This is a genomic window from Kitasatospora sp. NPDC054768 (genome assembly GCF_053612025.1).
Genome location: NZ_JBSHBN010000019.1, coordinates 52,107 through 79,019 on the forward strand (window position 1 = coordinate 52,107; position 26,913 = coordinate 79,019).

Annotated in this window: 26 protein-coding genes; 7 read left to right on the forward strand and 19 right to left on the reverse strand. The window is 74.4% G+C overall.

Annotation, left to right across the window (positions count from 1 at the left end; all coding sequences use genetic code 11):
* Positions 1-6 precede the first annotated feature (6 nt).
* From ACWGKU_RS08555 to ACWGKU_RS08575, 5 genes are all read right to left on the reverse strand, one after another.
* Entirely contained in the window at positions 7-885 is an 879-nt protein-coding gene (locus ACWGKU_RS08555) for an SGNH/GDSL hydrolase family protein (protein WP_452178117.1), read from the reverse strand.
* Positions 866-2,170, reverse strand: a complete 1,305-nt coding sequence (locus ACWGKU_RS08560; protein ID WP_452178118.1) for a glycosyltransferase — start codon at positions 2,168-2,170, stop codon at positions 866-868. The genes ACWGKU_RS08555 and ACWGKU_RS08560 overlap by 20 nt, the downstream gene beginning before the upstream one ends.
* Positions 2,167-3,384 carry a glycosyltransferase family 4 protein gene (locus tag ACWGKU_RS08565; RefSeq protein WP_452178119.1) on the reverse strand — a complete coding sequence of 406 codons (1,218 nt, stop codon included), beginning with the start codon at positions 3,382-3,384 and terminating at the stop codon, positions 2,167-2,169. Before ACWGKU_RS08565 ends, ACWGKU_RS08560 begins: the two co-directional genes overlap by 4 nt.
* A gap of 109 nt (positions 3,385-3,493) precedes the next feature.
* Entirely contained in the window at positions 3,494-3,682 is a 189-nt protein-coding gene (locus ACWGKU_RS08570) for a YegP family protein (protein ID WP_359898239.1), read from the reverse strand.
* Between the two features lie 137 nt (positions 3,683-3,819).
* A complete protein-coding gene (locus tag ACWGKU_RS08575; protein ID WP_401054492.1) occupies positions 3,820-4,497 on the reverse strand; it encodes a TetR/AcrR family transcriptional regulator in 678 nt (225 codons plus the stop codon).
* Positions 4,498-4,578: 81 nt separating this feature from the next.
* On the opposite strand from ACWGKU_RS08575, the gene ACWGKU_RS08580 reads away from it, so the two are divergent.
* Entirely contained in the window at positions 4,579-5,460 is an 882-nt protein-coding gene (locus ACWGKU_RS08580) for an SDR family NAD(P)-dependent oxidoreductase (RefSeq protein ID WP_452178120.1), read from the forward strand.
* A gap of 134 nt (positions 5,461-5,594) precedes the next feature.
* Here ACWGKU_RS08580 and ACWGKU_RS08585 read toward each other — a convergent pair whose 3' ends face one another.
* Both ACWGKU_RS08585 and ACWGKU_RS08590 read right to left on the reverse strand, forming a co-directional pair.
* Positions 5,595-6,242, reverse strand: coding sequence for an HNH endonuclease family protein (locus tag ACWGKU_RS08585; protein ID WP_380545740.1), 648 nt, complete (start codon positions 6,240-6,242; stop codon positions 5,595-5,597).
* 189 nt (positions 6,243-6,431) lie between these two features.
* Positions 6,432-7,832, reverse strand: coding sequence for an amino acid permease (locus ACWGKU_RS08590; protein WP_452178121.1), 1,401 nt, complete (start codon positions 7,830-7,832; stop codon positions 6,432-6,434).
* A 440-nt stretch (positions 7,833-8,272) separates the two neighbouring features.
* On the opposite strand from ACWGKU_RS08590, the gene ACWGKU_RS08595 reads away from it, so the two are divergent.
* A complete protein-coding gene (locus tag ACWGKU_RS08595) occupies positions 8,273-8,488 on the forward strand; it encodes a hypothetical protein (RefSeq protein ID WP_359912359.1) in 216 nt (71 codons plus the stop codon).
* A gap of 43 nt (positions 8,489-8,531) precedes the next feature.
* Here ACWGKU_RS08595 and ACWGKU_RS08600 read toward each other — a convergent pair whose 3' ends face one another.
* Positions 8,532-9,524 (reverse strand): deoxyribonuclease IV, encoded by a 993-nt coding sequence (locus ACWGKU_RS08600; protein ID WP_452178122.1) that lies wholly within the window; start codon positions 9,522-9,524, stop codon positions 8,532-8,534.
* Between the two features lie 230 nt (positions 9,525-9,754).
* Here ACWGKU_RS08600 and ACWGKU_RS08605 point away from each other — a divergent pair, with 230 nt between their 5' ends.
* The 3 genes from ACWGKU_RS08605 (at position 9,755) to ACWGKU_RS08615 (ending at position 13,663) form a co-directional block, all read left to right on the forward strand.
* Entirely contained in the window at positions 9,755-11,083 is a 1,329-nt protein-coding gene (locus ACWGKU_RS08605) for a cytochrome P450 family protein (protein ID WP_452178123.1), read from the forward strand.
* A gap of 341 nt (positions 11,084-11,424) precedes the next feature.
* Positions 11,425-12,507, forward strand: coding sequence for a right-handed parallel beta-helix repeat-containing protein (locus ACWGKU_RS08610; protein WP_401051552.1), 1,083 nt, complete (start codon positions 11,425-11,427; stop codon positions 12,505-12,507).
* Between the two features lie 121 nt (positions 12,508-12,628).
* On the forward strand, positions 12,629-13,663 hold the full coding sequence (locus tag ACWGKU_RS08615) for a methyltransferase (protein ID WP_452178124.1): 1,035 nt from the start codon (positions 12,629-12,631) through the stop codon (positions 13,661-13,663).
* 113 nt (positions 13,664-13,776) lie between these two features.
* On the opposite strand, the gene ACWGKU_RS08620 is transcribed toward ACWGKU_RS08615, so the two are convergent.
* The 9 genes from ACWGKU_RS08620 to ACWGKU_RS08660 form a co-directional block, all read right to left on the reverse strand.
* Positions 13,777-14,463, reverse strand: coding sequence for a class F sortase (locus ACWGKU_RS08620; RefSeq protein ID WP_452178125.1), 687 nt, complete (start codon positions 14,461-14,463; stop codon positions 13,777-13,779).
* Between the two features lie 103 nt (positions 14,464-14,566).
* Positions 14,567-15,139, reverse strand: a complete 573-nt coding sequence (locus ACWGKU_RS08625; protein ID WP_452191387.1) for a hypothetical protein — start codon at positions 15,137-15,139, stop codon at positions 14,567-14,569.
* Positions 15,140-15,498: 359 nt separating this feature from the next.
* Positions 15,499-15,828 (reverse strand): TcmI family type II polyketide cyclase, encoded by a 330-nt coding sequence (locus ACWGKU_RS08630; protein WP_401046649.1) that lies wholly within the window; start codon positions 15,826-15,828, stop codon positions 15,499-15,501.
* On the reverse strand, positions 15,825-16,280 hold the full coding sequence (locus ACWGKU_RS08635) for an SRPBCC family protein (protein WP_401046647.1): 456 nt from the start codon (positions 16,278-16,280) through the stop codon (positions 15,825-15,827). The genes ACWGKU_RS08630 and ACWGKU_RS08635 overlap by 4 nt, the downstream gene beginning before the upstream one ends.
* 1 nt (position 16,281) lies before the next feature.
* Entirely contained in the window at positions 16,282-16,542 is a 261-nt protein-coding gene (locus ACWGKU_RS08640) for an acyl carrier protein (RefSeq protein ID WP_401046645.1), read from the reverse strand.
* A gap of 29 nt (positions 16,543-16,571) precedes the next feature.
* Positions 16,572-17,810, reverse strand: a complete 1,239-nt coding sequence (locus ACWGKU_RS08645; protein ID WP_452178127.1) for a beta-ketoacyl synthase N-terminal-like domain-containing protein — start codon at positions 17,808-17,810, stop codon at positions 16,572-16,574.
* Between the two features lie 5 nt (positions 17,811-17,815).
* Positions 17,816-19,072 (reverse strand): beta-ketoacyl-[acyl-carrier-protein] synthase family protein, encoded by a 1,257-nt coding sequence (locus tag ACWGKU_RS08650; RefSeq protein WP_401046641.1) that lies wholly within the window; start codon positions 19,070-19,072, stop codon positions 17,816-17,818.
* The gene (locus ACWGKU_RS08655; RefSeq protein WP_401046639.1) at positions 19,069-19,494 is read right to left on the reverse strand and encodes a cupin domain-containing protein; all 426 of its coding nucleotides are present in this window, start codon (positions 19,492-19,494) and stop codon (positions 19,069-19,071) included. The genes ACWGKU_RS08650 and ACWGKU_RS08655 overlap by 4 nt, the downstream gene beginning before the upstream one ends.
* 27 nt (positions 19,495-19,521) lie before the next feature.
* Complete coding sequence (locus ACWGKU_RS08660) at positions 19,522-20,697, reverse strand: SchA/CurD-like domain-containing protein (protein ID WP_401046637.1); 1,176 nt, start codon at positions 20,695-20,697, stop codon at positions 19,522-19,524.
* A 303-nt stretch (positions 20,698-21,000) separates the two neighbouring features.
* Here ACWGKU_RS08660 and ACWGKU_RS08665 point away from each other — a divergent pair, with 303 nt between their 5' ends.
* Entirely contained in the window at positions 21,001-22,626 is a 1,626-nt protein-coding gene (locus tag ACWGKU_RS08665; RefSeq protein WP_401046634.1) for an FAD-dependent oxidoreductase, read from the forward strand.
* Positions 22,627-22,686: 60 nt separating this feature from the next.
* On the opposite strand, the gene ACWGKU_RS08670 is transcribed toward ACWGKU_RS08665, so the two are convergent.
* Both ACWGKU_RS08670 and ACWGKU_RS08675 read right to left on the reverse strand, forming a co-directional pair.
* Complete coding sequence (locus ACWGKU_RS08670; protein ID WP_401046632.1) at positions 22,687-24,348, reverse strand: APC family permease; 1,662 nt, start codon at positions 24,346-24,348, stop codon at positions 22,687-22,689.
* A 268-nt stretch (positions 24,349-24,616) separates the two neighbouring features.
* Positions 24,617-25,537: a serine/threonine dehydratase gene (locus ACWGKU_RS08675; protein WP_387688069.1), complete on the reverse strand. Its 921-nt coding sequence runs from the start codon at positions 25,535-25,537 to the stop codon at positions 24,617-24,619.
* 277 nt (positions 25,538-25,814) lie between these two features.
* Between ACWGKU_RS08675 and ACWGKU_RS08680 the strand changes: the two genes are divergently transcribed.
* A complete protein-coding gene (locus ACWGKU_RS08680) occupies positions 25,815-26,696 on the forward strand; it encodes a DMT family transporter (protein ID WP_452178128.1) in 882 nt (293 codons plus the stop codon).
* Positions 26,697-26,913 lie beyond the last annotated feature (217 nt).

Genomic DNA, 26,913 nt, shown 5'->3' on the forward strand with positions numbered 1-26,913 from the left:
GGCCCCTCACACCAGGGAGGCCAGCGCCTGTGCCGCCGCGCGCGCCATCTGTTCGTCGTGCCGTCCGCTGCCGCCGCGCAGGCGGGCGACGCCCTCGGCGGCGGCCAGGGCGAGCAGGCCCGGCAGCAGGTCGGTGCTGCGGGCGGCGAGCCAGCGGGTGCCCCGGGTGGCCATCCACCAGAGGTCGGCGGCCAGGCCCGGCGGGGCCTCGGCGGGGGCGGCGGCCGGGGGTGGGCCGAGGGGGTGGCCGGCCTCGGTGAGCAGGTCGTGGAACCGCAGGGCGATCAGGTGGTGGCCCTCGGCGCTGGGGTGCAGGCGGTCCACGCTCAGCAGCCGGCGCTCGGCCAGCCACGGCAGTTCGGTGATGTGCAGGTGTATCGCCCGGTGGCGCTCGGTGAGGGCGTGCACCACGGTGTTGACCGCCCGCATCCGGCGCGCCAGCGGCCGGGCGAGCGGTGCCGGGAGCCGGAGCAGGCTGCCCGGGTCGGGCAGGCAGGCGGTCAACAGCCTGGCGCCGTGGCCGGACAGTTCCCCCATCGTGGCGTCGAGTTCCAGCGTGGCGCGCCGGATGTCGAAGCCCGTGCGCAGGGTGTCGTTGCCGCCGACCACCACGGCCGCCAGCCGCGGCCGCAGCGCCAGCGCCTGCGGAAGTTGACGGATCGTCAGTTCCGTGGTGAGCGCCCCGCTGTACGCCAGGTTGGTGAACTCCGCGTCCCGCCCCTCGGGTGCCAGCGCGTCGGCCAGGACGGCGGCCCAGCCGCGCCAGCCCTCGCCGACCCGGTCCCCGACCCCTTCCGTCAGCGAGTCCCCGAGTGCGACGAAGCGCAGTGGTTCGGCCGCCGCGGGGCGCTCCCGCGCCGCCCGGTCACGCCCGGCTTCCAGCATGCTCGTCCCGACCCCCGTCCACCGCCTCGTCGTGGTGCGCGCCGTGCGCCGCCAGGAACGCCGCCACCGCCGCCGGCCAGCCGTACCGCTCGGCCCGCGCCCGGGCGGCGGCCCGCCGCAGGTCCTCCGGCCGCCCCAGCAACTGCCGTACCGCGGAGGCGAATCCACTGCCCGTGTCGACGGCCGTCGCCCCGGCGAGCCCGATCAGGCCGGGCAGCGCGGAGGAGCGGCTGACCGCCACCGGGGTTCCGCAGGCCAGGGCCTCCATCGCGGCCAGGCCGAAGGTCTCCACCGGCCCGGGCGCGAGCACCACGTCCGCGCAGCCCAGCAGCCGGGCCAGCTCGGCACGCCCGCCCAGGTGCCCGAGGAAGCGTACGGGCAGTCGCAGCCGTGCGGCCCGGGCCGCCAGCCGTTCCCGCAGCGGGCCGGTCCCGGCGACCACCAGCACCGCGGGGTGCCGCCGCGCGCGCAGCTCGGCCAGGGCCTCGATCGCCCGCTCGGGCCGCTTCTCCGCCGAGAGCCGCGAGCAGAGCACCAGCAGTGTCTCGTCCGGAGCGGCGTAGCGGGCCCGCTCGGCGGCGCGGGCGGCCGGCGGCAGCGGTCGCATCGCCTCCAGGTCCACCCCCAGCGGGGCCCGGACCAGGTTCGGGGTGCCGATCCGCCGGAACTCCGCGGCGGCCCAGTCGGTGGTGCAGAGCACTGCGTCGTAGGCGCGGGCGGTGGCCGCGTTGAGCCGGTCGGCCGCCGTGCCCGCCAGCGGGCCGGGCAGGCCCCAGGTGCGCAGCACCCCGGCCGCGCTCTCGTGCGAGACCATCACCGACCGCACCCCGTGCCGCCGTGCCCAGGCGCCGGTCCAGCGCAGCGTGGTGCGGTCGGACACCTCCAGCCGGTCGGGGGAGAACCTGGTCAGTTCGGCGGCCACCGCCCGCCGGTCGGTGAGCAGCCGGTAGCCGCCGGCGGCCGGCAGCACCGGGCCGGGCAGGGTGACGACCACCCCCTGCTCGGTCTCCTCCTCGGAGCGCCGCTCCCCGGGGACGATCAGCACCGGACGGTGCCCGGCCGCCCGGTACCCGGCGCCGAGGTGGCGCAGCGCGGTGCGCAGGCCGCCGGAGACCGGGGTGACGAAGTTGGCCAGCCGGACGATCGTCAGCGCCTCGTCGGCCCTGGGCGCGTGGTCCGCCCTCGGCGCGTCGTCGGCCCTGGGCGCCCCGGCGGTCGGCCGAGCCCCGCCGGCCGGCCGAGCCCCGCCGGTCGTCCGTGCGCTGCCGTCGGGAACGGGGGTCATGCCGGCAGCTCCTCCGGCAGGACAGGCGCCACCGGTTCGACCGGCGCGGGGGCGGCGGCCGGCAGCGGCAGCCCGCGGTGTTCCGCCAGCACCTCGGCGTAGTGCCGCAGCAGCAGGTCCCCGACCGCCTCCCAGGTGCGTGCGGTCACCTCGGCCCGGCCGGCCTGCCCGTACCCGGCCCGCCGCGCCGGGTCGGCGGCGAGCTCGGCCACCGCGCGGGCCACCGCCGTGCCGTCCCGGGGCGGTACCAGCAGGCCGGTGCGGTGGTGGGCGACGAGGTCCAGTGGTCCGCCCGCCGCTGGGCCGATCACCGGTACGCCGCTGGCCATCGCCTCCTGGATGGTCTGGCAGAAGGTCTCCAGCGGGCCGGTGTGCACGAAGACGTCCAGGGTCGCGAAGCAGCGGGCCAGTTCGTCACCGGTGCGCCGGCCGAGGAACACCGCGCCCGGCATCGAGGCCTTCAGCCCGGGCGCCGAGGGGCCGTCCCCGACGACCACCACCCGTACTCCGGGCAGTGCCGAGGCCGCGGCCAGCAGGTCGACCCGCTTCTCCGGGGCCAGCCGTCCGACGTACCCGACCAGCACCTCCCCGCCGGGGGCGAGCGCCCGGTGCAGCGCCTCGTCCCGGTGCCGGGGGTGGAACCGCACCGAGTCCACCCCGCGCGGCCACAGCTGCACCCGCGGCACCCCGTGCGCGGTCAGGTCCTGGGCGGCGGGGGTGGAGGGCGCCAGGGTGCGGGCGGCGGCCCGGTGCACGGCCCGGATCCGCCGCCAGGCGGCGGCCTCCCCGAGCCCCCGCCCGGCCCGGTAGGCGTGGGCGTAGCCGGCCAGGTCGGTCTGGTAGACGGCCACGGCGGGCACCCCGAGCCGCGCCGCGACCTGCATCCCGCGCGCGCCGAGCACGAAGGGGCTGGCCAGGTGAACGATGTCCGGACGGTGCCCGGCGATCGCGGCCGACAGTTGCCGGCTGGGCAGGGCGATCCGCACCTGCGGGTATCCCGGCAGCGGGACGGACGGGATGCACACCACGGGAATCTCGCCCGCCGGGGTGCCGCCGAAGGTCTCCGGCGGGCATTCGGCGCCCCGCGCCGGTGCGGGGGTGACGACGAGGGGCCGGTGGCCCCGGCGGACCAGGTGCTCGGCCGTCCGCAGCACGCTGTGGGCGACTCCGTTGACCTCGGGCGGGAAGGATTCGGTGACGATGGCGACGCGCATGCCAGTGTTCTGTCCGCGTCCGGCGTGCACCCGGCCAAAGGGATCTGTCGTAGAGGAGAACGCGGGTCGGCGATTTGCACTGCCGACCCGCGGCGCGGTTCGCGTCCGGTCACACGGACCCGGCGGTCTCCTTGAGCTCCGCGTACGGCGCGAGCTTGCGGATCGACTCGATGCTCCTCAGGCAGTCGTCCTTGCTCTCCTGCGGGTCGCCGGTCACCACGATCGCCCCGTTGCTCGCCTTGAGTCGGAACCGGTGCATGCCGCCCTCGTCCACGTACAGCTCGAATTTGCCAGCCATGCCAGAAACAGCCTTCCGCTCGGTTGACCCCCTGGCACCGGAACCTAGGGTCAAATCCCTTGTGCGGCACGTCAGATGATCCATCCGAGTGCACCGGAACGGGAGTTGGCGCGGGCCGAACGGTCCGGGCGGGCGGGTCAGCCGCGCGGCTCGGCCCGGCCGGCGGCCAGCCCGGTGGCGGTGGCGGTCAGGATGCGGGCGAGCCGGGGTTCGACCTCGATGACGGCGTGCGCCAGCCGGGGGTCGGTGCGGTAGAGGGCGGCGACCTCGGCGCCCGGGTTCGCGATCTGCCACATGGCCCCGGCGAGGGAGACGGCGGTGGCGATCAGGTCGGTGACGTCCTGGTCGTCCAGTGCGGGCAGTTGTTCGCGGACGGCCGCGCCGATCGGTTCGCGGGCGGCGAGCGTGGCGAGCTTGAAGTCGCGCACCGCGTCGGGCGAGACGTTGCGTTCGAGGTTGAGCGGGGCGTGGGCGAGCAGGTCGCAGAACATCCCGCGGGCGGCGAGCGTGGTGGCGAAGGCCCGCGCCACGGCGGCCGGGCCCGGCTCCGCGCTCTCCCGCAGCCGCGCGGTCAGCGCGTCCGACCACTCCGCCCAGCCCTCGGCGGTGAGCCGCAGGAAGATTTCCTCGCGGGTCTCGAAGTACCGCAGCAGCGCCGACTTGTGCATTCCCACCGCGGCGGCGATGTCGGTCAGGGTGACGTCCCTGATGCCGTGCTCGTGGCCGAGCGAGCGGGCCGCGGCCAGGATCGCGGCCTCGCGCCGGCGTTTGGCCTCGGGCGAGCGTGCGCGCTGGAACTCCGATGCTGCATCCACCCGCCCATGGTAGGGCAACACCGTTGCCGTAATACCGCAACACCGTTGCGCTAATAATGCAACGGTGTTTTACTAGATGGCATGGAGCAGAACACGGAACAGACCTGGTTCATCACCGGCAGCTCGCGCGGCTTCGGTCGCGCCCTCGTCCGCGCCGCGCTCGAAGCCGGCGACCGGGTGGCCGCGACCGCCCGCCGCCCCGAGCAACTCGCCGACCTCGCCGAGGAGTTCGGCGACCGGATCCGCCCGATCGCGCTGGATGTCACCGACCCGGCGGCCGCCCGGGCCGCCCTCGCCGAGGCGCACGCCGCCTTCGGCCGGATCGACGTGCTGGTGAACAACGCCGGATACGCCAACGTCTCGCCGATCGAGACCACCGAGGACGCCGACTTCCGCGCCCAATTCGAAACCAACTTCTGGGGCGTCTACCACGTCACCAAGGCCGCGCTCCCGCTGCTGCGCGAGCAGAAGGGCGGTCTGGTCGTGCAGTTCTCCTCGATGGGCGGCCGGGTCGGCGGATCCCCGGGCATCGCCTCGTACCAGGCGGCGAAGTTCGCCATCGACGGGTTCAGTCGGGTGCTGCGCGCCGAGACCGCGCCGTTCGGCGTGCGGGTGCTGGTGGTCGAACCCAGCGGCTTCCGCACCGACTGGGCCGGCTCCTCGATGGTCGTCCACGACGTCCCGGAGGCCTACGACGAGACGGTCGGCGCCGTGAACAGGCGGCTGCGGCAGGGGGGCGACGGCGCCGCGGGCGACCCGGTCCGGGCCGCCGAGATCCTGGTCCGGGTGGCCAAGCGGCGCGACATCCCCCACCACCTGCCGCTCGGGGTCAACGCCGTCGAGGGCTCGATCGCCATGGACCGGCGGCTCCTGGAGGAGGACACCAGGTGGCGCGAGGTGGCCCGCTCGGCCGATTTCGCCGAGGCCTACCCGGTCGACTTCCCGGCCGACTCGATCGACTGACCGTGCCGACTCGACCGACTGAGCGTGTCGAGCCGCCCGGCACCACCGCCGCGCCCGCCCGGCACCACCGCCGCACCCGTGCTCGGCACTGCGGCCCGGCGCGGGGTGAGCGCCGGGCCGCAGGGGTTCTCGGCTCAGCAGTTGGCGAGGATGCCGGTGAGCGCGGTCTTCTCGGCGCTGTCCACGTCCAGGCCGTAGTACTGCTTCACCTGCACCCAGGCGCGGGCGTAGGTGCAGCGGTAGGAGGCCTGGGGGAGCCACTCGGCCGGGTCGCGGTCGCCCTTGGAGCGGTTGCTGCTCGCGGAGACCAGCAGCAGCTGGGGGCGGGTGACGTCGTTGGCGAAGGCCTGGCGCTGCGCGGTGGTCCAGGCCCAGGCACCGGAGGCCCAGGCCTCGGAGAGCGGCACCAGGTGGTCGACGTCGAAGGAGGAGGCGTTGGTGGTGGTCGCGCCGTCGTACGGCGAGGACCAGTTGCCGCTGGTCGCCTTGCAGGAGGTGTCGGTGGCGACGTTGCTGCCGTCCCGCTTGACGACCCACTCGCGGGTGTCGCAGGTGCCGCTGATGGTGATCCAGGTCGGGAACAGCGTGCGGTCGTAGGTGTCCCCGTGGGTCTCCGCGGTGGCGGGCATCGCGGCGAGGTAGCTGCGGGCGGTGGCCGCGGAGATCGGGGTCGGCAGGGCGGCCTGGGCGGGGGTGCCGGCCGTGAGCACGGTCGCGGCGGCGAGGGCGGCGGCAGCCGGTATGCAGGACAGGAACCGGCGCACGGGTGCGGTGGGGGCCATGGCGGACGCTCCATCATCAGATCGGAAGAACTGCTGAATTGCGTGCGCCAGTGTGGCGATCCGGTCACCTACGCGGGTAGACCCGGGAAGTGAAATCCTCGTGCACATCGGACGTGCACCGGACAAGTCCGGCGTACGTCACGGGGGTTCGGGGTGGTGTGTCCGGTTTTCCGGCTGCCGCCGGGGGTTTCAGTCGCGGCGGCGGCCCGCCATCCAGACGTAGACCAGGATGCCCGCGAACAGGAACAGCACGCCCTGGTAGACGGCGGCGTAGCCGGCCCCGGCGAGCAGCCAGAGCGAGAAGGCGAAGGCGCCGAGGCCGAGGACGGCGTCGCGCACCAGCCGCCCGCGGTCGACCTTCTCGCCCGCCCCGCGCACCAGCCAGTACAGCTGGGCGGCGGTGGAGAGCAGGTACGGCACGGTGGCGGTGAAGGTGGTGACCAGCACCAGCATGTCGAAGGCGCCCTTCGCGCCGCTGGCGAAGTTGACCACGGTCAGCGCCGAGGCCAGTGCCACGCCGACCAGCACGCCGAAGGTCGGCACCCCGCGCCGCTCCTTGCCGAAGGCGGCCGGGAACAGGCCGTCCTTGGCGGCCGCGTACGGGGCCTGGGCGGAGAGCAGGGTCCAGCCGTTGAGGGCGCCGGTCATCGAGACCAGCGCGGCGACGGCGATCGCCGTGCCGCCCCAGCCGCCGCCGAACATGGCGTCCACGGCGTCCGAGAACGGCGCGGCGGAGTGGACGAGTTGCTGGTGCGCCACGGTGCCGAACACCGCGATGGTGCCGAGCAGGTAGACCACCGCCGCACCGGTGGTGCCGAGCACGCTGGCCCGGCCGACGTTGCGCTCCGGGTCGCGGACCTTGCCGGCGCTCATCGCGGCCGACTCCACGCCCAGGTAGCTGAACAGCAGGATCGCCGCGGCGGCGGTCATGCCGCCCGCCCAGCCGTGGCCGGTGGCGTCGAAGGGCCCGAGGTTCTTCGGGTCGAAGAAGAACAGGCCGCCCACCGAGACCAGCAGCAGCGGAATGAACTTCAGCACGGTGGAGACGAGTTGGACGGCCCCGACGTAGCGGGTGCCGGCCAGGTTGGCCAGGGCCGGCAGCCACTGGAAGGCCAGCGCGGCGGTGATCTCCAGCGGGATGGAGTGGTGGAGCGGCAGCAGCACGTCCAGGTACCCGACGGCGGCCACGGCGAGCGCGGCGTTGCTGACCCAGGTGGTGATCCAGTACGACCAGGCGGACAGGAAGCCGGCGAAGTCCCCGAAGGCCTCGCGGGCGTAGACGTACGGCCCGCCGGTGCGCGGGTTGCGGCGGGCGAGCTGCCCGAAGACCAGCGCCAGCGCGATCGCGCCCACGGTGAGCACTCCGAAGGCGGCCAGGCTGACCGTCCCGAACGGGGCCACGGCGGCGGGGATCATGAAGATGCCGCCGCCGATGATGTTGCCCATCACCAGGGCGGTGGCGGTCGGCAGCCCGAAACGGCGGTCGGTGGTCCGGGGCGCGGGGCCGTCCGGCGGGGAGCCGACCGGTCCCGGGGTCTCCGGGCCGCTCGGTCGGGTCGCCTGCCGGGGTGCGGCGGGACTGGTCTGCATGAGGGTGGTGCGCCTTTCGTGGTGCTGCTCCTGCTGGTGCTCGCGCTCGGTGGAGCGTCATGGAGCGACCGTTCATGCTCGGACCGGGCTGCACCTTGCACCAAATCGCCGGGATTTGTTCAGTTCGCCCGGTCCATCGCCGCAAGACTTGCGGCCGCGGGGCGGCCGGACGGGTACTCGTCCGGCCCCCTCCGTCCGGCCGTTCGACCGGATTGACGCGGGTACGCCCGCATTCCTCGACGTACGCCCGGATTCGCCCGGCCGGGGGAGTTGCCTCACCCGAACGCCTCAGCCCGGTTGCGGCGTGCGCCCGAAGCCGCGCGTTCGTGTGCCAACGTTGGCGCGGCGCCCCCGGTGGGGCGCCGCCCGGCCCGTCGGGCGGCCGAACAGGCCGGTCGGGGGCGCGGGTTGAGGACCAGAGACGAACCAAAGGACATCAGATGTCGCTTCGTGGGAAGATCCGCAAGCTCGCCGTGATCGTCGCCGTGGCCGGTGCCGTGGTGGCGGTCCCGACCTCGGCCATGGCGGGGGGCTTCGCTCCGACGCAGTCGGAGGGACAGCACCTGGAGTCCGGCTCCGCGGGCGTCGGCCTGGTCGGCCCGCACGCCACCTGGTTCAACTACTCCGAGCACAGCGAGAGCGACTGCGGCTGCTGATCCCCGCCCCCCGAGCCCGGAGGCCGCCCGTCGGTCTCCGGGCTCACGGCCGTCCCGCGGCGGCCGGCTCCCGCAGGTCCGTCGGACGGGTTCCGGGGCCGCGGACCGCCGCCCGGTCCCGCAGTTCCTTCAGCACCGCGATGTCCATCGCGTGCCCGGTGCCGTCCCCGCCGTGCTTGCGGTCCGGGGTCTCCACCACCAGGGGCACCCCGGCCGTCTCCGGGTGCTCGAACAGCTCGCGGAACGGCTCGGCGCCGATCATCCCGGCGCCGATGTTGGCGTGCCGGTCCTTGCGGGCGCCGACCACGTCCTCGGAGTCGTTGGCGTGGATCAGCCGCAGCCGGCCCGGACCGGCCGCGGCGGCCAGGGCGTCCAGTGCGGCCGTCACCCCGCCCGGCTGCGCCAAGTCGTGCCCGGCGGCGAAGGCGTGGCAGGTGTCCAGGCAGACTCCCACCTTCGGGTGATGGTCCAGCGCCGCCATGTACGCGGCCAGCTCCTCCATCCGCGAGCAGAGCGAGCTGCCCTGGCCCGCCGTCGGCTCCAGCAGCAGCCAGGGCGCGTCGTCGCCCAGCCCGTCCAGCTCCTCCAGCAGCGGCCGGACGTCCGTCCGGACCTGCGCCATCGCCTCGGCCCGGCGCGAGCCGCCGCCGGGCGCGGTGCCGACCGCCGAGCCGGTGTGCAGGACGACGCCGAGTGCGCCGATGGCGTGGCCGCGGCGCAGCGAGTGCCGCAGCGACTCGGCGGAGCGTTCGCGGGTGGCCGGGTTGTCCGAGCCGAAGTTGATCAGGTACGGCGCGTGCACCCAGGCCGGGACGCCCTGTTCGGCGCAGGCGGTGCGGAACTCCTCGTCCTGGGCCGGGTTGCCCGGGGGAGTGGCCCAGCCGCGCGGGTTGGCCACGAACACCTGCACCGTCTCCGCGCCGACCCGGGCCGCGTACGCCAGGCCGGTGCCGGCCAGTCCGCGCGCGGCCACCGGGACGTGGGCACCGATCGGGTTGCGGAGGGCGGCGACGGGCGGTACGTGCACGGTGGTCATGGCCCCGAGCATGCCACGCGCCCGGACCGGGGTGTCGGGCGGGCCGGGCCGGGCCGGGCGGAGCGGACGGGGTGGCCGGGGCGGGGTGGCCCGGGAGGGTCGGCCGGGGTCCGGAGAAACGATGCACTGTGCTCGATCGAGTGAATCCGGGCCGGAATCCGGGGACCACCCCACCCGCCTCCGTCACGATCCGTGACCAGATGGACTTCGCGACTCCTGAGGAGGCAGCCGTGAGCACCGCCGAACCGGTCGAGACCGTCGACCTGCGCGCCGACCACCTGATCCGCGACCCCTTCACCGCCTTCGCCGACCTGCGCGAGCGCGCCCCGCTCGCCCGCGCCACCATCCCCGGCGTGGAGCCCTTCTGGATCGCCGTCCGCTACCAGGACGTCCGCACCGTGCTGTCCGACCCGCGCTTCGTCAACGACGTGAACGCCGTCGACGGCCCCGTCGACGACGAGCTCGCCGCCGCCCCCGCCCCCGCCCCCGCGCCCGTCCCCGGGCACCGCACCGAGCAGGTCTGGCGCGCCCGCGGCATGCCGCCGGAGTGCGCGAAGTACCTGCGCGCCGGGGTCTTCGGCGCGGACGGCGCCCGGCACCGCCGGATGCGCGGGCTGGTGCACCCCGCCTTCACGGCCGGTGCGGTGGAGCGCCTGCGGCCCCGGATCGAGCGGCTCGCCGAGGAGTACGCCCGGGCGCTGCCCCGGCACGCCGGCCCGGACGGCGTGGTCGACCTGGTGGCGCACTTCGCCTACCCGCTGCCCGTCACGGTGATCAGCGAGCTGCTCGGGATCCCCGAGGCCGACCGCCCGCAGTGGCGCCGCTGGAGCTCCTACCTCGGCCGGGGCGCCGGGCCCGGCCTGGACGAGGCGCTGCGCGCCATGGTGACCGCCGCCCGTGACCTGGTGGAGCGCCGCCGGGCCGAACCGGCCGAGGACCTGCTCTCCCGGCTGGCCGCCGCGGAGGGCGACACCCTCGCCCCGGTGGAGACCGTCTCGCTGATCCTCAACCTGATCGTGGCCGGCCACGAGACCACCGCCACCCTGATCGGCAACGGCACGGCCGCGCTGCTCGCCCACCCCGAACAGCTGGCACTGGTCCGGTCCGACCCGGGCCTGCTGCCCGCCGCCGTCGACGAGCTGATGCGCTGGTGCGGCCCGACCATCGGCGGGGTGCCGCGCTACGCGACGGAGGACCTCACCCTGGCCGGTACCCCGATCCGCAAGGGCGAGGCGGTGATGCCGATCCTCGCCGGGGCCAACCACGACCCGCGGGCCTACGCCGACCCGGAGCGCCTGGACGTCCGCCGGGCGAGCGCGCCGGACCGCGCGGGGCACCACGAGGCGCACCTGGGCTTCGGCCACGGCACCCACCGGTGCCTGGGCTCGGTGCTGGCGCACCAGGAGGCCGTCGTCGCCTTCGACACGCTGCTGCGGACGTACCCGCAGCTGGCTCTCGCGGTCGGCCCGGAGGCGGTCGAGCGCGGACCGAACCCGGCCGCCTGGCACCTCGCCGCGCTGCCCGTCCGCCTCGGGCCGCAGGCCCCGGCCGCGGGCTGACCCGGGCCGCCGAGCCCGCTGCCGAAGCGCCCGACGCGCCCGACCGCCCCCGTGGTCGGGCGCGTCGCCACGACTGCCGCCGCCGCCCACCCGCCGCACGGCACGCCCGACCCCCACCACCCCGCGCCACGCCGGGCCGTCCCACCTCCGGTCGACGCCCCGTCAGTCCCGCAGCCCAGCCCTGGTGGCGGGCCCATCCGGCCGCCCGTACCGTCGACACGGCCGCACCCACCGGCCGTCACCGCCCGCGCACAGCGCGTCAGCCCATACCGCCGGCCCGTGCGGGGGACCACGACACCCGCACGATCACCGCGCGCGCCGAAAGAAACAGGTCACCACTCATGTCCACGCGACGGGTCCACCACCTCGCCGCGGCCACCGCCGCCGCCACCGCCCTGACCACCGTCCTCGCCGCCCTGGCCGCCGCCCCCGCGGCCCGCGCCGACGGTGGCCTCCCGCTGCACCACGTCCGGCCAGGAGAATCGATTCAGCGGGCGGTCGACGCCGCCCGGCCCGGTGACATCGTCCAGCTGTTCCCGGGCACCTACCGGGGCAGCGTCCGCATCACCACCCCCGGCATCACCCTGCGCGGCGCCGGCCGGAACAGCGTGATCGTCCCGGGGGACGGCACCGAGAACGCCTGCGCCGCCGCAGGCCACGGCATCTGCGTGGTCGGCACCGAGGAGCACCCGCTGTCCGACGTCACCGTCCACGGCCTCGCCGTCACCGGCTTCCGCAAGAACGGCATCGACGCCAGCGGCACCACCGGTCTGACCGTCAGCGGCACCTACGTCCACGACAACGCCCAGCAGGGCATCAGCCAGGAGATGTCCACCCGGGCCGTCATCCGCGGCAACCGCTCGACCGACAACGGCCAGTCCGGCGTCTTCCTCGCCAACTACGCCTACCGCGAGGGCGGCTCGCCCGACACCGGCGGCACCGTCGTCGAGGGCAACGAGCTGACCGGCAACCGGGTGGGCGTCACCGTCCGCCGGTTGCGCGGACTGGCCGTCCAGGACAACGGGATCAGCGGCAACTGCGCCGGCGTCTTCGTGGTCGGCGACGAGGGCGTGCCCCGCGCCGGGAACCTCGACGTCCGGCGCAACACCGTCGTCGGCAACAACAAGTTCTGCCCGGCCAACCCGCGCCTGGGCGCCATCCAGGGCGCCGGCATCGTGCTCACCGGCACCGAGGACACCCGGGTGACGGAGAACGAGGTCCGCGACAACACGGGCACCTCGGACTTCTCCGGCGGCATCGTCCTCTTCCGGAGCGTCGTCGGGGTCTCCAACGCCCGCGCCGTGATCACCGACAACGAACTGAGCGGCAACGGTCCGGCCGACCTCGCCGACCGCGACGCCGGCGCCGACAACACCTTCGCCCGCAACACCTGCGAGCGCTCCGAGCCGGCCGGCCGCTGCTGAGCCCCGGCGCCCCCTCACCCAGGCCGTCGGCCCGTCGCTCCCCATTCCCACTCCCGCCGCCGGCCCGTCGCCCCTCGCCGCCCGCCGCCCCAGGAACCCCCAAGGACCCGAGGAACCCGCCATGACCACCGCACCCGCCCTTACCAGCCCCCAGGCCGCGATGCGCCTGCGCGAACTCGTCTTCGGCGCCGCCTGCGCCGCCGCCGTCCGCGCGGCCGCCCGGCTCGGTGTCGCCGACGTGCTCGGCGACACCCCGACCACCGTCACCGACCTCGCCGTCGCACTCGACACCGAGCCCCGCCAGCTGCGCCGCCTGCTGCGCGCGCTCGCCTGCTACGGCATCTTCGAGGCGAGCGGCGACGACCGCTTCGAGCACACCGAGATGTCCCGGCTGCTGCGCGAGGACGCCCCCAACTCGCTGCGCTACATCTCCCTCTGGTGCACCGAGCCCTGGACCTGGGAGGCCTGGCCGAGGCTGGACGAGGCCGTGCGCTCCGGCCGCAACGTCTTCCCCGAACTGTTCGGCAAGGAGTTCTTCGACTACCTGCACAGCGACGCGGGCGACTCGGCGAAGGTCTTCGACAAGGCGATGACCACCTCCAGCCGGCAGTCCGCCGAGGACTTCGCCGAGTACCTGGACCTCACCGGCATCGACTCGGTGGCGGACATCGGCGGCGGCCAGGGCCACGTGCTGGCCAGCCTGCTGGAGAAGCACCCGGCGCTGCACGGCACCCTGCTGGACCTGCCCAAGGTGGTGGCCGGCGCCGACCCGCGGCTCCAGGACGGCGGCGCCTTCTCCGCCCGGGCCCGCCTGGTGCCGGGCGACTGCCGGGTGGAGATCCCGGTCCGCGCCGACCTCTACATCATCAAGAACATCCTGGAGTGGGACGACGACAGCACCCGCCGCACCCTCGCCAACGTGGTCAAGGCGGCCGGCTCCGGCTCCCGCGTCGTGGTGGTGGAGAACCTGGTCGACAACAGCCCCTCGATGCGGTTCACCACCGCGATGGACCTGATGCTGATGCTCAACGTGGGCGGTGCCAAGCACTCCGAGGAGAGCATGGTCGGGCTGATGGCGGAGGCCGGGCTGACGGTCACCGCGGTCCGCCCGGTCAACCCCTACCTGCACGCCTTCGAGGCCGTCGTGACGGGCTGAGCCACCGCCACCCGCCACCGCCATCCGCCGTATGACGGTACGGCGGTACGGCCACCGGCACGCACGACCGCCGGCCCCGAGCGAAGGGGGCCGGCGGTCGTCGTGTGCGCCGGTCAGCCCGGGTGCGAGGACTCCAGGTGGGCGAAGACCACGACGTTGTTCAGGTAGTCCCGCTGCTTCTTGTCGTAGGCGCCGCCGCAGGTGATCAGCCGGAGCTGTGCGTCTGGGGTCCTGCCGTACACCTTGGCGTCGGGGAAGGCGTTCTTGGCGAAGGTCTCCACCGAGTCGACCGAGAACACCGCGACCGTCCCGTCCTCGCGGCTCACCTCGACCTTGTTGCCCGGCTGCAGGAAGCTCAGCAGCAGGAACACCGCCGGGCCGGTGGTGGTGTCCACGTGCCCGGCCAGGACCGCGCTGCCGCGCTCTCCCGGGGTGACGCCGTCCCGGTACCAGCCCACCAGGTTCTTGTCGTTCGGTGGTGGCGCGTCGAGTTGGCCGGCCGGGTTGACGGTCAGTTCGGTGAACGGCGCGTCCACGGCGATCTGCGGGATCCGCAGCCGGGTCGGCTTGGCGCGTCCGAGCGCCGGCGTGCGCGATGCCGCGTCCGCGTCCGCGTCCGCGGCGCCCGCAGGACCGGGGACGGCCGGCGCGGTGGCCGCCGGGGGAACGGGCCTGCCGTCCTCCGCGCCGAAGTCCGTGCCGGTGCCGACCGAGTTGTAGATCAGCAGCAGCCCGACCGCTGCCGTGCCCATCCCCGCGCGCAGCAGCCGGGATGCTCCAGAGGTGGGACCGCCCGTCATTCCTGTCCTCCGCTCGATCTGTTCCACGACGGCCCACCGCCCCCGGTGCGCCTGCCCCCGGGCGGGGAGGCGCCCGGAGGCGGTGGAATCAGAGGGCTTGGCGTCAGGCGACCGCGCCGGACGCGCGGCGGCCGCGGCGCAGGGCGTACGCGCCCGCCCCGAGGCCGCCGATCAGCAGCACCGCGCCGGAGGCGAGCCCGCCGCCGGCCAGCGCCATGCCGCCACCACCGGTGTGCACGCCGCCGTGCGGGCCCTTGTGGTCCTCATCCCGGCCTTCGGAGCCCCTGCCTTCGTCGTTGCCCTTGTGCTCGTCGTTGCCCCGGCCTTCGCCGTTGCCCCTGCCTTCGTCGTTGCCCTTGTGCTCGCCGTTGCCCCTGCCTTCGTCGTTGCCCTTGTGCTCGTCGTTGCCCCGGCCTTCGCCGGAGCCCCTGCCTTCGTCGTTGCCCTTGTGCTCGCCGTTGCCCCTGCCTTCGTCGTTGCCCTTGTGCTCGTCGTTGCCCCGGCCTTCGCCGGAGCCCCTGTGGTCCTCGGAGATCTTCTCGGGGTTGTCCTGCTTCTCCTGCCAGGTCAGGTTCTTGGCCTGGTTGGCGGCGCCGTCGGCGAAGGCCATGGGGGTACCGACAGTGAGTACGGCGGCGACGGCCGCCCCGGCGAGCAGTGTGCGTGCAGAACGCATGAGGATGATCCTTCCGGTGCGCACGACCGCGACTGCCGGCACGGTGCCGGGCAAGGGGAGTCGCAGGGGTGCGCCTGATCCACAGTCATCCACCGTGGGCCCGATTGCCATCGGAGCGTGACATTGTAGGTACGGAGAGTGAGCTTTTCGGGTGGAGTCCGCGGGTGTGTTCACTCGTACGGCCGGGTGATCCGGGTGAATCCGAGTCGGGCGAACCCGGGGCGGGGGCTCCGAGCGGAGCGGGGTCCGAGACGGCCGGGTCCGAGACGGCCGGGTCCGCGGCGGGGCGGTCCCGCCGGGCATGCGTGGGCCCGCCCCCGGCACACGGCCGGGGGCGGGCCCATCGGGGCGGCGCCGGGTCAGCGGTCCCAGCGGTAGAACTCCCGCGCCATCGCGTCCTTCGGCTCCCGCCAGGTGGCCGGGTCGTAGGCCTGCACGTAGGCGGTCAGGCGGTCGCTGACGGTCCGGAAGTCCGGGTGCCCGACGACCTTGGCGACGGCCGGGCCCGGCGGGCGGTCGGCCTCGATGAGGTGCAGGTAGACGTCGCCGAACTGGAAGAGGCTGCGGCCGGTGACGCCGATCAGGTGCGGCAGCTCGCCCCGGTCGGACTCGGCGAACACCTCGGCGATGTCCGGCGCGGCCTCGGGCTTCATCCGGGCGACGATCAGCGCCCGGTGGACGCCGGTCACAGCTCCGCCGCCCGCTTCTCGACCTTCTCCCGGATCAGCTGCATCTGGATCTTCGAGTTGCGGTCGATGTGGCCGGTCATGCCCTCGTCGTCGACCGGGGCGGTGGGCTTCATCGCGAAGTCCTGGATCCAGCGCATCCTGGTGCCCGACGGCACCTCGGCGTACTCCCAGCGGATCTCCATGAACTCGAACGGGCCGGGTTCGACCCGGCGGGCGCGCACCGAGAGCGTGTCCCGGTCGGTCTCCCGCTCGGAGACCCAGCTCCACACCTGGCCGTTCTCGTCGGGGTGCATGGTGAGCCGGAACCGGACGAGGTTGTTCTGCCGGTCCAGGACCTCCACCGAGGCGTACTCGCTGAACAGCTGCGGCCAGTTCTCCAGGTCGTTGGTCATCTCCCAGACCAGGTCGAGCGGAGCGGCGATGACGATCTCGTTGTCGGTGTGTCCGGGCATCTCAGGCACCAGCCTTCGTGGCGAGGGAGGAGTTGACCAGTTCCAGGAACTCGGCCGGGGTCTTGGCCGACTCGGCGCCCGAGGTGACCTTGAGGCCGTGCCGGTTCTCCAGCTCGCCGACCACGCCGAGCAGGCCGAGCGAGTCGACGCCGAAGGTGTCGAACTCCGCGCCCGGGCGCGCCAGGTCGCCCGGGTCGACGGCGACGCCCGCCCGGGCCTGGAGCAGTTCGGCGAGTTCCGGATAACTGAGGGTGTTGCTCACGGGTGTTTCCCTTCGAAGGTGTGGGTGGTTCAGGGCCGCACGCGCCGGACCACCAGCGCGGAGTTGGAGCCCATCAGCCCGCGGCTGAGCACCAGGGCGGTGTTCAGTTCGGCCGGGCGGGCGCGGCCGGTCACCAGGGCGAGGTCGTGGCAGACCTCGGTGACGTTGGGGGTGGGCGGCAGCACGCCGTCCTCCATGGCCAGCACGGCGGCGGTCACGTCGAGCACCGGGGCGCCGCAGTAGGCCCGCCCCGTACCGGTCTTGGGCGCGGTGACCGGGACCCGCTCGGCGGCCGGCCCGAGCGCGTCGGCCAGCGCCAGGGCCTCCGCCCGGTCGGCGGCCGGCACGCCCAGGGCGTCCGCGAAGACCACGTCGATCTCCTCGGGCGCGATCCGGGCCTCGTCCAGCGCGATCCGGATGGCGGCCGCCAGCCCCTCCCGGGACTCCGCCCAGCGGGAGGCGCCGGTGAAGGTGGCGCCGTGCCCGGCCAGCACTGCCCGGACCCGGGCGCCGCGCAGGCGGGCCGCCTGTTCGTCCTCCAGCAGCAGCATCGCGCCGCCCTCGGCGGGGGCGAAGCCGCAGGCCTGCGCGGTGAACGGCAGGTACGCCAGCTCGGCCCGTTCGGCCAGGCTGAGTTCGGGGTAGCCGAGCTGGCAGACCATCGAGTACGGCGCCAGCGGGGCCTCGGCGGCGCCGGCCACCACCGCGTCGGTGCCGCGCTGGATCGTGCGGACGGCGTGCGCGAGGGCGTCCAGCCCGCCGGCCTCGTCGCTGGCGACCACTCCGCAGGGGCCCTTGTAGCCGCCGCGGATCGAGATCTGGCCGGTGCTGGCCGCGTAGAACCAGGCGATGGACTGGTAGGGGCCGACGAACTTCGGCCCCTGGCCCCAGAGTTGCTGGAGTTCGCGCTGGCCGAACTCGCCGCCGCCGGAGCCGGCCGCGGTCACCACGCCGATCGCGAAGGGCTGTTCCGGGTCGGGCCGGAACCCGGCGTCCGCCACCGCTAGGTCGGCGGCGGCCATCGCGTAGTGCGTGAAACGGTCGGTCTGCACCAGGAAGCGGTTGTCGATCGCCGACTGCGGATCGAACCCGTTCACCTGGCCCGCGATCCGGAGCGGAAGCCCGGTGCAGCCCTCGCGGGATATCCGGTCGAGGACGCTCACGCCCTGCCTGGTGGCCTTCCAGAAGGCGTCGGCCCCGACCCCGTTCGGTGCCACCACGCCGAGGCCGGTGACCACCGCCCGGCGGCCCTGCTGACGTGACGTCATGGAACTCACCCCGTTCTGTTGAGCACGACGGCGGACTGGAATCCGCCGAATCCGCTGCCGACCGAGAGGATGTGGCTCAGCGGCAGCTCGCGCGCGGTGCGCGGCACGTAGTCGAGGTCGCACTCCGGGTCCGGAGTCTCGTAGTTGGCGGTCGGCGGCACGACGCCGTGGGCGAGCGCCAGGGTGCAGGCGACGACCTCGATGGCGCCGATCGCGCCGAGCGAGTGCCCGACCATCGACTTGATCGAGCTCATCGGCGTCCTGAAGGCGTGCGCGCCCAGCGAGCGCTTGACCGCGGCCGTCTCGTGCCGGTCGTTCTGCTTGGTGCCCGAGCCGTGCGCGTTGACGTAGTCCACCTCGGTGCGGTCCACCCGGGCGTGGACGAGCGCGTGGTCGATCGCCCGGGACATCTCCAGCCCCTCCTTGGTGAGGCCGGTCATGTGGTAGGCGTTGCCGAAGGTGGCGAAGCCGCCGATCTCGCCGTAGATCCGGGCGCCGCGGCGGCGGGCGTGCTCCAGCTCCTCCAGCACCAGGACGGCGCCGCCCTCGCCGAGCACGAAGCCGTCCCGGCCGGCGTCGAAGGGGCGGGAGGCGTGCTCCGGGTCGTCGTTGCGCTCGCTGGTGGCCTTGATGGCGTCGAAGCACGCGACCGTGATCGGCGAGATCGGGGAGTCGGAGGCGCCGGCGACGCAGATGTCGGCGCGTCCCTCCTCGACCGCCTGGAAGCCGTAGCCGATCGCGTCCAGGCCGGAGGTGCAGCCGGTGGAGACGGTCTGCACCGGGCCGTGCGCGCCGGTCCGCTCGGCCACCGCGGAGGCCAGGGTGCTGGGCGCGAAGGCCCGGTGCAGCTGTGGCTCGGCCTGCCGGGGGTCCACGTCCCAGCGGGCTCCGGCCGCGCTCACCAGGGCGTAGTCGTGCTCCAGACGGGTGGTGCCGCCGACGGCGGTGCCGAGCGAGACGGCGATCCGCCACGGATCCTCGGCGGCCAGGTCCAGGCCGGCGTCGGCGAGCGCCTCGTCGGCCGCGACCATCGCGAACTGCACGTAGCGGTCGGCCCGTTGGACGTCCTCGGGGCTCAGTCCGTGGGCCGCCGGGTCGAAGTCGACCTCGGCGGCGATCCGGGAGCGGAACCCGGTGGGGTCGAAGAGCGTGATGCCCCGGGTCGCGGTGCGGCCGGCCGTCAGCAGGTCCCAGAACGCCGGGACGCCGACCCCGCCGGGAGCGACCACACCGATCCCGGTGACGGCGACGCGCCGGGTCACGAGACCACCTTGGCGTGTTCCGGCGGTCCGGACGCCGCGGTCCCCTCGGTGCTCACGTGGCCGAGGTCGGGACGGGGGGCGAGTGGGCCGAGGTGGAAGACCATCCGGGCCTCGGTGTCGCCGACGTTGCGGAAGCGGTGGCGCATGTTGATCGGGATCATCAGGCCGTGGTCCGGCTTGAGCGGGTGGGCCTCGCCGTCCAGGTCCACCTCCAGGTCGCCGCAGACGACGAACACGAACTCCTCGGAGTACGGGTGGTAGTGCTCGCGGATCCGCTCGCCGGGCTTGACGATCGCCAGGCCCATGAAGCCGCTGGTCGCGCCGCAGCTGGTCGGGGTGAGCATGGTGCGCAGCTCGGCGCCGTGGCGGCGGTTCTCCGGTGCGTCGTGGACGCTGACGATCCGTGGGGACTGGGTGGTCATGGAGTTCTCCCGTGAAGTGACGGAGCGTCAGTTGTTGATCGGGTCGGCGGAACTGCGGTCGGTGACCGGGTTCATGGCGCGGGCGGCGAGGAAGGCGCCGAGCCCGGTGGCGGTGCGCAGGTCGCCCTGCGGTCCGAGGTCCAGAAGCCCGGCGAGCACGGCGGCCTGCCGGTCGTCGGCCACCCCGAGGGCGGCGGCCGGGTCGGCCTCGGCCGGCACCCGCAGGTCGACCAGGCGCACCACCACGTCCTCGCGGTGGAAGACGGTGGCGGCCGCGACCGGCCCGGTCGGGTCGGCGGTGGCCAGGTTGTCGTGCTCGGCCAGCAGCTCGGCCACGTCCTGTCCGCGGCCCGGACGGACCGGGTAGAGCACGGCGTGCCGGTGCAGCCGGGCGGAGGCGGGGGAGCTGGCGATCGCCTGGTGCCGGGCGGGCAGCGCGGCCCTGGCGAAGAACGCCCGGGCGGCCTGCGGGTCGCCCAGCTGCCGGGCCTCCTCCAGGTGCGGGTTCAGCGCCTCCTCGACGGCCCGCACCTCGGGCTGCATCGCCACGTGGCGCAGCGCGTCGCCGAGGTTGCCGATCACCTCGACGGCGCGGACCACCCGGTTGCCGAGCATGAACAGCGAGGTGCGGCGCAGCCGGGTGTGCTCGTCGACCTCGGCCCGGGGGGAGGCGTAGCCGGAGAGGATGCGGGCCACCTCGGGCTCGCTGCCGGGCTTGACGGTGAAGGTCAGCGCGTGGCGGACCACGCCGTCCGGGCCCGGAGGGGCCTTGGGCGGGCCGACGTGCCCGGCCGGGGTGGTGCGCGGCAGTCCGGGCGGCACCTCCATGGGTGCCCGGGTGCCGGTGGAGCCGGCGGCGGAGGTCTCGCGCAGCACGGTGTAGCGCAGCGAGCGGAAGTTGTCGCTGACGCAGCCGTGCATCGGCTTGACCATCTCCCGGTGGGCCGGGCTGTCCACCCACTCCAGGAAGGTCTCCTGGTCCTTCCACTCGCTGGTGATCAGCCACTGGCGCGGGTCGTTGATCGACTGGCACAGCTGGTCGCTGACGTGGCCGGGGACCGAGGCCACCTGGTGGCGCAGCTGCTCGTACACGTCGAGGAAGCGCTGCTGGGCGCCGTCCTGGATCTCCAGCATCAGCACCACTCGCAGCCGGGTGTCGGCCTCGTCCTGCTGCTTCGGCTGGGGTTCGGACAGAGTTGTCATGATCCACTTTCTGCTCTGGGCCGCACGCTGCGGGCCGTGTCGGCCGTGCCCGGCGGGTGCTCCCCGGCCTGGGAGGGCGGTGCGACGGCGGTTCGGCCGGGCGAGTCGGCGCCAGGCCTGAGGTCGATCGTGGGCGGCGCACCGGGCGCGGCGCGAGATTTGCGGGCCATCCGGGCGAAGGGGCGGCACGGGCCGCCTCCGGCGGGGGATGGAAGAGCGGGGCCCCGGCTGAGCGGGCCCGCCGAGGGCGGCGCCGAGCCCAATGGCCGGGCCGCGGAATCCCCTGACAGGGCGGAGCAATCGATGAATCCGAAGGTTGACGACCGGGTGCCGGTCCTGATCGTGGGCGGCTCGCTGGTCGGGCTGTCGGCCTCACTCTTCCTCGGCAGGCTCGGGGTCCGGCATCTGCTGGTCGAGAAGCACGCCGACACCTCGCACCACCCGCGGGGGCGCGGCAACAACGTGCGGACCATGGAGCTGTTCCGGGTGGCCGGGATCGAGCCGGCGATCCGCGAGGCGGCCTCGATCCTGGCCCCCAACCACGGCATCCTCCAGGCGCCCTCGCTGACCGGGGCCGAGCAGGAGTGGCTGTTCCGGGAGATCGACCCGGGCGGCCGGCTGGCCCGGTTCAGCCCCAGCTCCTGGTGCCTGTGCAGCCAGAACGACCTGGAGCCGGTGCTGCGGCGGGCGGCCCGCGAGCTGGGCGGCGCCCTGCGGTTCGGCACCGAGCTGATCTCCTTCGAGCAGGACGCGGACGGCGTCACCTCGGTGCTGCGCAGCCGGGAGAGCGGCGAGGAGCGGGTGGTGCGCTCGGACTTCCTGATCGCCGCGGACGGCCCGCGCAGTCCGGTCCGGGAGAGCCTGGGCATCGGCCGGTCCGGCAAGGGCGAGCTGTTCCACAACGTCAGCATCACCTTCCGGGCCAAGCGGCTGGCCGAGGTGGTCGGCGACCGGCACTTCATCGCCTGCTACCTGACCAACCCGGAGGCGGACGGCGCGCTGCTGCCGGTGGACAACCAGGAGGAGTGGGTCTTCCACGCGCCCTGGCACCCCGAGCACGGCGAGCCGCTGGAGGCCTTCACCGACGAGCGCTGCGAGCGGCACATCCGCACCGCCGTCGGCCTGCCGGAGCTGGACGTCGAGGTCACCGGCCGGGCTCCCTGGCACGCCGCCGAGCGGGTGGCCGAGCGGTACGGCGCCGGGCGGGTCTTCCTCGCCGGGGACTCCGCCCACGAGATGTCCCCGACCGGGGCGTTCGGTTCCAACACCGGCATCCAGGACGCCCACAACCTGGCCTGGAAGGTCGCCGCCGTGCTGTGCGGCTGGGCCGGGCCGCGGCTGCTGGAGACGTACGGGCAGGAGCGCCTCCCGGTGGCCCGGGTGACCGGAGAGCGGGCCTCGGCCCGGTCCGCCGAGCACAGCCACCCGGGCTACGCGGTGGCGCCGGGCGTGGGCCGGCAGGCCGGGGTGCTGGCGGTGGCGCTCGGCTACCGCTACCCGGTGGGCGCGGTGATCGGCGCGGACCGGACCGGGCCGGTGGTCCCCGAGCAGTTCGAGTCGGCGGGCGAACCGGGCAGCCGGGCCCCGCACCAGTGGCTGCGGCGCGCGGGCGTGAAGCTCTCCACGCTGGACCTGTACGAGCAGGCGATGGTGCTGCTCACCGGCCCCGAGGGCGGGGCCTGGCAGGCGGGCGGCAGGCGGGCGGCCGACCGGCTGGCCGTCCCGCTGGACGGCTTCCGGATCGGCGACGGCGCCGAGGACGATCTGGCGCCGGAGCCGGGCGCGGACTTCGCCGCGCTGCACGGCATCGGCCCGCAGGGGGCGGTGCTGGTCCGCCCGGACGGCTTCGTCGCCTGGCGCTCGCCCGGCCCGGCGCAGGACGCGGAGGCCGAGCTCGTCACGGCGCTGCGGACGGTGCTGAGCCTCTGAGGACGCGGAAGGGCCCGCCGGTCGCACGGCCGGCGGGCCCTTCCTGTCGGTCGTCGGCGGTCAGTGGCCGCCCTCGTCGACCACCTCGACGTCGGCGATCTCCTGCTCGATCGCGTCGGTCGGCAGCGCCACCCGGATCGCCCAGTAGTAGATGACCAGCGAGAACACCGACACCAGGGCCATGTCGGCCCACATCGGGATGTTGCCGGTGCCGTCCCCGAAGCTGCCCTGCCAGGAGATCAGGCCGAGGCCCACCAGGTAGGGCGGCAGCCACTGGGCGGACTTCCAGCTCAGCCGGGGCGCGTTCGGCAGACCCTTCTTGATCGCGTACGCGGCGTAGCTGCCGAGCAGGACGTAGCCGAGCACGATCGCGATGCCCAGGCGCGAGAGGGTGTGCCAGCCGGACCAGTAGATGATCAGGCTGGAGACCACGAACGCGGCCGGGGAGATCAGCTCGCCCGCCGGCAGCCGGTAGGGGCGCTCGTGCGCGGGCAGGCGGCGGCGCATCGCACCGAAGGCCAGCGGGGCGCCGGCGTACATCAGCACGCTGGCGGAGGTGATGAAGCCGACCAGCTCCTGCCAGCTCGGGAACGGCAGGAAGCAGATCACGCCGGTGACGAAGGCGATGACCAGGCCGAACCACGGCACGCCGTTCCTGTCGAGCTCCTCGAACCTCTGCGGGGCGTAGCCGTTGCGGCTCAGGCCGTAGGAGATGCGCGAGGTCGAGGTGGTGTAGATCAGGCCGCTGCCGCCGGGGGAGATCACGGCGTCCATGTAGAGCACCCACGCCAGCCAGCCGAGGCCGACCACGGTGGCGAGGCCCGCGAAGGGGCCGTCGATGCCGGGGAAGTCGAGCTTGTCCCAGCCGTTGGCGAAGGCGCTGACGGGCAGCGCGCCGATGAAGACGACCTGGAGCAGGGTGTAGATCAGGCTGCCGATGGCGACCGAGCCGAGCACGGCGCGGGGGATGTCGCGCTTGGGGTTGCGGCTCTCACCTGCGAGCTGGATGGCCTGCTCGAAGCCGAGCAGGGCGAAGATGATGCCGCTGGTGCTGATCGCCGCCAGCACGCCCTGGGCGCCGAACGGCGCGAAGCCGTGCGAGGTGAAGTTGGAGCCGTGGAAGTTGGTCGCGGCCAGCACGAAGATGGTGAGCAGCGGGACGAAGATCTTCAGCCAGGTGGCGATGTTGTTGGTGCGGGCCAGGACGCGCACCCCGAGGAAGTTCACCGCGACGAACACCGCCATGAGCACGGTGGAGACGGCGAAGCCGCTGGCGGTGAGGGTGTTGTTGTCGTTGAGCAGGCCGCCCGCCCAGGACCAGTGCCGGGCGTAGCCGATCATCGCCTCGACCTCGATCGGCGCGACGGTGGCCGCCTGCAGCCAGGAGAACCAGCCGAAGGACATGCCGGCCAGGCCGCCGAAGGCGTAGTGCGGGTACCGCGCGGTGCCGCCCGAGACCGGGAACATGCTGCCGAGCTCGGCGTGCACGAGCGCGAGCAGCACGATCGCGACCGTGCCGATGCCCCAGGACAGGACGGCGGCCGGACCGGCCGCCATCACGCCCTCCTTCGCGCCGAACAGCCAGCCGGAGCCGATGATCGAGCCGACCGAGGCCCACATGAGGCCGATGAGCCCGACGTGGCGGCGCAGTGAGCGGTGGGGAGTCCCGGAGGAGGAGTCGGTGCCCTGGTCGGGCGGCGAGATCTGGTTGAGGGAAGCCATGAACGATCTCTCTGTGGGTGGGGGCTCCGGGGTGGGCGGAGCGATGAGAGTTGCCACACACTAGGACTTTTCAGGGCCCCCTGCACAGATTTCATTACTGAATGTTTACATTCTTTTATGGACGTCCCTGCAGGTAGGGGGCGTCGTTGTCCCCGATCTCTTACGTATTCGATCGACCCACTCGGAATTCGATCGGCGCCGAGTGGGGCGGCATGATAGACGGTCCTTTCGATGATGGGAATAGTGGTCTCCGTATAGCGGTGCGGTGCTAATCCACCAGATCGGACGGGTCGGTGTTGGCGCCGCAGAGCAGGACGGCGACCCGCTCGCCCTCGGCCAGGCCGGCGGCGGCGAGCGCCGTGGCGGCCGCGTACTCGACGGCGATCCGGCGGTCCTCCCAGAGCTGCCGACGGGCGCGCACGATGGCCTCGTCGTCGACCAGCACCGAGCGGACGCCCGCGTGCGCGGCCGCGTCCACGGCGAGGACGGTGGCGCGGCGGGCCCCGAGCGCGTCCTGGGCGACGGAGTCCACCGGGACGTCCACCGGGCGGCCCGCCTCCAGCGCGGCGTTCAGCGCGCGGCTGCCCGACGGCTCCACGGCGAGCACCCGGACGCCGTGCTCACGGGCCGCCACCGCCACCCCGGCGAACAGCCCGCCGCCACCGACCGACAGCACCACGGTGTCCAGCCCCGGCACCCCGGCGCGCATCTCCGCCAGCACCGTCCCGGCGCCGGCGGCGATCAGCGGGTGGTCGTACGCGTGCGAGGACAGCGCCCCGCTGCCGGCCGCGAACTCCTCGCAGGCGCTCAGCGCCTCCGCGTACTCCCGGCCCGCCAACCGCACCTCGGCGCCGTACGAGCGCAGCCGCGCCAGCTTCACCGGGGAGGCCGTCTCGGGCAGGAACACCGTTGCCCGGACGCCGAGTTCACGGGCCGCCCAGGCGCAGGCCAGCCCGGCGTTGCCGCCCGAGGCGATGGTCACCCCGCTGTCCGGAAGGGTGCCCGCCTCGGCGTGCGCGAGCAGGAAGTTTTGCGCGCCGCGGGCTTTGAAGCTGCCGGTGTGCTGGAGGAACTCCAGGGCCAGCCAGGTCCGCCCGCCGTCGTCCCCCGGCGCCACCGCCACCGGGCGCACCCGCCCGGCGATCCGCTTCCCGGCGGCCTCGACCTCGTCGTACGTCAGCTGGTCCATCGTGTACTGCTCCTTCGTCGAGTGGGGCGTTCCACCGGGAGCCCCCGGCCCGGTCGACCGTACGTCCCGTTCGTGGGCGAGGAAAAGATCGCGAACACCGCGGCCGGGCGGCGTAGGGTGGCCCCGTGCGTCTTGTGATCCTCCCCCCGCCGGCCCGCTAGCGGGCGGCCCACTCCACCCACTCCGGCCCGACGGGACCTGCCCGCGGCCGGGGCGATGGCTGCCGCCCGCGTACCCGGCGGACCCGAACCGGCACCTCATCGTGGAGCACCGACGCATGACCCCCTCGTACACCGCTGTGCCCTTCCGGCACGGCCTCCTGTCCATTTCCGCCGCCGCCGTCGCCTGGGGCGTGGGCGGCGCCGTGTCCGCGCTGCTGATGCGCACCGGCGGGCTCGGCCCGGTGGGCGTCTCCTGCTGGCGCTTCGGCGTCGCCGCGCTCTGCCTGGCCCTGCTGCCGAGCCGCGGGCCCCGCGCCGACCGGGGCGCCGCCCGGTGGCACTCCGCGGCGCTGACCGGGCTCGGCCTCGCGGTCAGCCAGTGCGCCTACTTCGGCTCGGTGCGCTGGGCGGGCCTCGGGCTGGGCACGCTGATCACCATCGGCGCCGGGCCGGTGTTCACCAGCCTCGGCGCCCACCTGCTGCTCGGCGAGCGGCTGACCCGTCGAGCGGCGGCCGCGGTGGCGTTGGCCCTGGCCGGCCTCGCCCTCCTGGTGGCCGCCCCGGCGGCGGGCCCGCGCCCGGCCCTCGGCGTCGCGCTGGCCGTCCTCGCGGGCGCCGGCCAGAGCGGCCTCACCCTCTGGGCCCGCAGCGGCGGCTCGGCCCGGGCCGGCACCGGCGCCTTCACCACCGGCCTGCTCTGCCTGCTCCCGCTCGCGGCCGTCCAGGGCCTCCACGGCCTCCTGCCGACCGGTGGCGACCCGGTGGTGACCGTGCCCGCGCTGCTCTTCCTCGGCACGGTGCCCACCCTGTTCGCCTACCGCTGGTACTTCACCGGCCTGACCACCGTGCCCAGCACCACGGCCGCGGTGCTGGTCCTGCTGGAGCCCGCGACCGCGGCGGTGATCGGCGTGCTGTTCCTCGGCGAGCCGCTGACGGCGGGCCTGCTGGCGGGCTCCGCGCTGCTGCTCGCGGCCATCGCCGTGCTGGCGCGGGAGTAGCCGGGCGGGCGGCCACCCGGGCGGGCGCCCTGTGGTCGCCGGGGGCCCGGCGGCGTGCTGTCGTGGTCCGCATGAACAGCTCACTCCCGGCCCGGGTGGCCGCCGCGACCGCCTCCGTCCTCCTGCTCACCACCGCCGCCGGGGCCGTGGGGGCCGGCCGCGGGGGGGCGGCGGGCGCCCGGGGCCGGGGGGGCACCCCCGCGCCGGGCAGGAGCGG

Coding starts and splice junctions, on each gene's coding strand:
- ACWGKU_RS08660 (WP_401046637.1), bottom strand. CDS start 20,697: ATGACAACTCTGTCCGAACCCCAGCCGAAGCAGCAGGACGAGGCCGAC.
- ACWGKU_RS08600 (WP_452178122.1), bottom strand. CDS start 9,524: ATGACCACCGTGCACGTACCGCCCGTCGCCGCCCTCCGCAACCCGATC.
- ACWGKU_RS08665 (WP_401046634.1), top strand. CDS start 21,001: ATGAATCCGAAGGTTGACGACCGGGTGCCGGTCCTGATCGTGGGCGGC.
- ACWGKU_RS08620 (WP_452178125.1), bottom strand. CDS start 14,463: ATGACGGGCGGTCCCACCTCTGGAGCATCCCGGCTGCTGCGCGCGGGG.
- ACWGKU_RS08635 (WP_401046647.1), bottom strand. CDS start 16,280: ATGCCCGGACACACCGACAACGAGATCGTCATCGCCGCTCCGCTCGAC.
- ACWGKU_RS08645 (WP_452178127.1), bottom strand. CDS start 17,810: ATGACGTCACGTCAGCAGGGCCGCCGGGCGGTGGTCACCGGCCTCGGC.
- ACWGKU_RS08595 (WP_359912359.1), top strand. CDS start 8,273: ATGTCGCTTCGTGGGAAGATCCGCAAGCTCGCCGTGATCGTCGCCGTG.
- ACWGKU_RS08655 (WP_401046639.1), bottom strand. CDS start 19,494: ATGACCACCCAGTCCCCACGGATCGTCAGCGTCCACGACGCACCGGAG.
- ACWGKU_RS08610 (WP_401051552.1), top strand. CDS start 11,425: ATGTCCACGCGACGGGTCCACCACCTCGCCGCGGCCACCGCCGCCGCC.
- ACWGKU_RS08675 (WP_387688069.1), bottom strand. CDS start 25,537: ATGGACCAGCTGACGTACGACGAGGTCGAGGCCGCCGGGAAGCGGATC.
- ACWGKU_RS08580 (WP_452178120.1), top strand. CDS start 4,579: ATGGAGCAGAACACGGAACAGACCTGGTTCATCACCGGCAGCTCGCGC.
- ACWGKU_RS08680 (WP_452178128.1), top strand. CDS start 25,815: ATGACCCCCTCGTACACCGCTGTGCCCTTCCGGCACGGCCTCCTGTCC.
- ACWGKU_RS08555 (WP_452178117.1), bottom strand. CDS start 885: ATGCTGGAAGCCGGGCGTGACCGGGCGGCGCGGGAGCGCCCCGCGGCG.
- ACWGKU_RS08590 (WP_452178121.1), bottom strand. CDS start 7,832: ATGCAGACCAGTCCCGCCGCACCCCGGCAGGCGACCCGACCGAGCGGC.
- ACWGKU_RS08585 (WP_380545740.1), bottom strand. CDS start 6,242: ATGGCCCCCACCGCACCCGTGCGCCGGTTCCTGTCCTGCATACCGGCT.
- ACWGKU_RS08615 (WP_452178124.1), top strand. CDS start 12,629: ATGACCACCGCACCCGCCCTTACCAGCCCCCAGGCCGCGATGCGCCTG.
- ACWGKU_RS08670 (WP_401046632.1), bottom strand. CDS start 24,348: ATGGCTTCCCTCAACCAGATCTCGCCGCCCGACCAGGGCACCGACTCC.
- ACWGKU_RS08565 (WP_452178119.1), bottom strand. CDS start 3,384: ATGCGCGTCGCCATCGTCACCGAATCCTTCCCGCCCGAGGTCAACGGA.
- ACWGKU_RS08560 (WP_452178118.1), bottom strand. CDS start 2,170: ATGACCCCCGTTCCCGACGGCAGCGCACGGACGACCGGCGGGGCTCGG.
- ACWGKU_RS08570 (WP_359898239.1), bottom strand. CDS start 3,682: ATGGCTGGCAAATTCGAGCTGTACGTGGACGAGGGCGGCATGCACCGG.
- ACWGKU_RS08625 (WP_452191387.1), bottom strand. CDS start 15,139: ATGCGTTCTGCACGCACACTGCTCGCCGGGGCGGCCGTCGCCGCCGTA.